Below are 3,583 nucleotides of genomic sequence, written 5' to 3' on the forward strand. Positions count from 1 at the left end.
CCCCCGTGCCAAAGGCCGGAGGGAACGTGGCGACCTGCGCCACGTCGTTCGCATTCACATTGAATGCCGGGTACATATATAAGGCCGTCGAACCAGTCTCCCATCGAACCCCGATACCATGGGACGATTTTCCACGTTCGCGCCAGCCGGGAGAGACGGATACTGCCGGTTCGATTGGAGTAGCTGAGAGTGAATGATCAACTCGCAGACGTTAGGTTCCACCCCAGAATAGTCACTGCAGAGACGACTATTGTACGCCTTCGGTCTTGCTGGAGCGGGTAGTAAAACTCTCAACGCCCGGGATTCGACACGCGTAGAGGTAAGTAAGAGCCGGCGATCCCAGCGCACCGAACGACGTTGGGTAGCTGACCGCTGAAGTAATTCGTACATCGCCTAGAACGACTGTCTAGTCGCAACTGACGATCGCTTCGAGACGGCCGTATCAAGTGGCAACGATCAGCGGCAGATGGGACATCACCTCGACGCAATAGTACCGCGTGAAACTGTGCACTACGAAAGGCTTCGGAACAGTTCTCTGAACTGGGCCCACATTGCAGTGTGTCGGGTGCAGACAGTGTTTCATTCGAATTGGATCACATACAGATACTGAAAACAAAGAAAGGCATCAAACTAACACCTCAACTCCACCACTCAGCAACACAAAAACAAAGCCAACTGAGCCACAGCTCAGTGTGTTGTCCACCCCCCGTCAATCGGGAGATTGACGCCAGTAATGTATGACGCCTTATCGGAGACGAGGAACGCTGCCGGTTCGGCGATCTCTTCCGGTTCTGCGATGCGGTTGATCGGTGTCTGGTTGAGGACGAAATCGTAGAACGAGTCGTCGTTCAGTTTCGAATCAGTCATTTCTGTCTCGACGAAGCCGGGACAGATACTGTTGACGCGAACGCCGGCGTCGGCGTAATCGACGGCTGTCGTTCGAGTAAAGTTGACAATCGCTCCTTTGGCAGTTGCGTACGCAGCCGTCCGTGGACCCCCGACGAGTCCGAAGACCGATGCGACGTTGAGCACGGCTCCCGAAGACTCTCGAAGGTACGGCATCGCAGCTCGGGTGCCGTAGACGACTCCATTGAGGTTGATCTCCACGAGTTTGTGCCAGTCCTCGAGTGGCGTGTCTTCGACCGTTCCAGTAAATCCGATCCCAGCGTTGTTCACGAGAATATCCAACCCACCGTACTTGTCGACGGTTTGTTCGACCAGTGATTCGACCGATTTGTACGACGAGACATCACACTGAACGAACGAACAGCCTAATTCTTCAGCAGCTTTTCGGCCCGTTTCTTCGGTTCTGTTCGCGATGACGACCGAAGCCCCCTGATCGACAAGTTCCGCTGCGATGGCTTTGCCGATACCAGTCGACCCGCCAGTAACGATCGCAGTTTCCTCCTCTAACATATTTACTCGTATTCGTGTAGTCTTTTTATTTCCTTCGGATTTATTATACATATACATCATTCGCCGATTACGAGTTGGTGGGAACCTGCAGGACTTATCGACGACAGAGACAACACAGTCGCTACGGCCGACGAATCTCTATCGTTCGGAACCGGTTCGCTTGGGTCCGACTATCGTAGAGTGGGATATCCGACTGAAAGAGTCTGTGGCAGTTGAAAGAGAGTGACAGTCGGATCGGAGTACAATTCCCATCTTTCCAGAAGTGTGCATCAATCCGTCGGTGATACGGCTGTCGCAATGCGGCAGGTCGAGTCGGTGCCAGCCGACCGCCAAGGTGGCGACCGTCACGTCGACCACCCTGTTTCGGCTCCAAATTCGCATGCAGGTGGCGACCTGAAACCAGTCGCTGATTCGGTTCGGAACGAAACGTCGGATTGGATCGGATGGAATCGGTACGTCGGGTATCCAGAAAGCAGGTAGACGGCCGACTTTCGGCCACTGGCCAGGTAGTCGTTCGATGGGCCCTGACGGGGAACGTCCAGAATCTTCGGGACTCTCAGCCAGCTGTTAGTAGACGTGAGAAGCGCTCAGAAGCGCGTTTAGAAAGCGCTCGACATCGGCCTTCAGTGAGAGACCATGACAGACAACCTCGAACCACTCACACCAGGAGAGGCGATGCAGATGTACCTCGACGAACGGAGCCACGAACTCGCGGACGCGACGATCCAGTCTCACCGGTATCGGCTCAAGCAGTTCGTCCAGTGGTGTGAAGAAGACGGTATCGGCAATCTCAACGGCTTTAGCGGGCGAGACATCCACCGGTTCCGCGTCAAACGGAGGAACGAGGACGAACTCGCAACTGCTAGCATGAAGGGACAGCTGGCTACCCTGAGAATGTTCCTCCGCTTCTGTGCGACGATTGATGCGGTAGAACCAGGTCTCGATGAGAAGATCATCCTCCCGACTACGACCGAAGCCGATGCTCGCACCGAATTACTGAATCCAGATCGTGCTCGACAAATCTTAGACTTTCTCAATCAATATCGATACGCGCGGTTAGAACACGCGCTGATGGAGGTCCTCTGGCACACGGGGCTCCGAATCGGCGCAGCGATCGGGCTCGATAGGGAGGACTACAGCTCCGAGGAGCAGTATCTTACTCTTGTACATCGGCCTGAGGAAGGGACCTCACTCAAAAATGGGCGGAAGAGCGAACGGCTCGTCGCACTGAGTGAGACAGTCTGTGAGGTTCTTGATGACTGGCTCTCGGTTAACCACCCCGGAGTCCGTGATCAGTACGAACGCGAGCCACTGTTTGCGACGAAAATTGATCGGTTGAGCCGAACCCGTGGCCGGACGATCGTCTACCAGTACACGCGTCCGTGCGTGTACGCCGATAGCTGCCCCCATGACAGAGAACTTGATGAGTGTGATGCGGTACCTACTGAGCGTTCACATGCGTGCCCTTCCTCGTTGAGCCCACACCCCGTCCGACGTGGCGCGATCACTCACTTTCTGAAATCTGACGTTCCCGAGAACGTCGTGAGCGATCGAATGGACGCAAGCGAGGCGGTTCTTGACCGCCACTATGACCAGCGATCAGAACGAGAGAAACTTCGGCAGCGACGACGCTACCTTCCCGAAAATTAATTGGCCAGAAAAACCTCCGAAAACCCGCAAGAGAATTTTAACGCCGCTTCTCAGAAAGGGTGGGAGGGAGTGAGAGATCTCGGAAGTGCAAAAGAATCACAGCAGTTAGTGATACCAAATCTGTCAAGCGTCAACCCCCAGAAATTAGTCTGTATCGAGAAATCCTCCACCGATTTGTCCTCCCTAGGTTGTTGTGCTACTTCTCGGGAGGGATATCATCTCAGATCAGTCGGTGTCAATAACACTCTTATTACAATACCAATAACGTATTTGTTAGTATCGATGGCCTCTGACAGCGCGACTTTCAACGATCTCGACTTCCCGCGCGTACTCAACACCTCAAAAACAGACTTCGTCGACGAGTTCTACGAACCGCTCCTATCTCGCTCTGTCGAATACAAACGCGGTGTTGGATACTTCACCTCTAATTGGATTGCTCCGTTGCGAGGTCATCTAATCCTCCTCTCAGGCGTTCACTCCACTGTTCTTCGTGAGACTTGTAGGGAATTGGACGCCG

Annotated in this window: 3 protein-coding genes; 2 read left to right on the forward strand and 1 reads right to left on the reverse strand. The window is 54.0% G+C overall.

The genetic code is table 11. From position 1 onward, the window contains the following. Positions 1-687 precede the first annotated feature (687 nt). Complete coding sequence (locus tag C446_RS14605; protein WP_006673900.1) at positions 688-1,416, reverse strand: SDR family NAD(P)-dependent oxidoreductase; 729 nt, start codon at positions 1,414-1,416, stop codon at positions 688-690. A gap of 636 nt (positions 1,417-2,052) precedes the next feature. On the opposite strand from C446_RS14605, the gene C446_RS14610 reads away from it, so the two are divergent. Together C446_RS14610 and C446_RS19660 are read left to right on the forward strand one after the other, a co-directional pair. Continuing rightward, positions 2,053-3,066 (forward strand): tyrosine-type recombinase/integrase, encoded by a 1,014-nt coding sequence (locus tag C446_RS14610; protein ID WP_006673901.1) that lies wholly within the window; start codon positions 2,053-2,055, stop codon positions 3,064-3,066. 282 nt (positions 3,067-3,348) lie between these two features. Continuing rightward, positions 3,349-3,583 (forward strand): hypothetical protein (locus C446_RS19660; RefSeq protein ID WP_152419451.1); only part of this gene is annotated, 235 nt, incomplete at its 3' end.

This window comes from Halobiforma nitratireducens JCM 10879, assembly GCF_000337895.1.
Classification (GTDB): Archaea; Halobacteriota; Halobacteria; order Halobacteriales; family Natrialbaceae; genus Natronobacterium; species Natronobacterium nitratireducens.

Bases quoted from the DNA above. Each gene is read 5' to 3' on its own strand.
- C446_RS14605 (WP_006673900.1), bottom strand. From the start codon at position 1,416: ATGTTAGAGGAGGAAACTGCGATCGTTACTGGCGGGTCGACTGGTATC.
- C446_RS14610 (WP_006673901.1), top strand. From the start codon at position 2,053: ATGACAGACAACCTCGAACCACTCACACCAGGAGAGGCGATGCAGATG.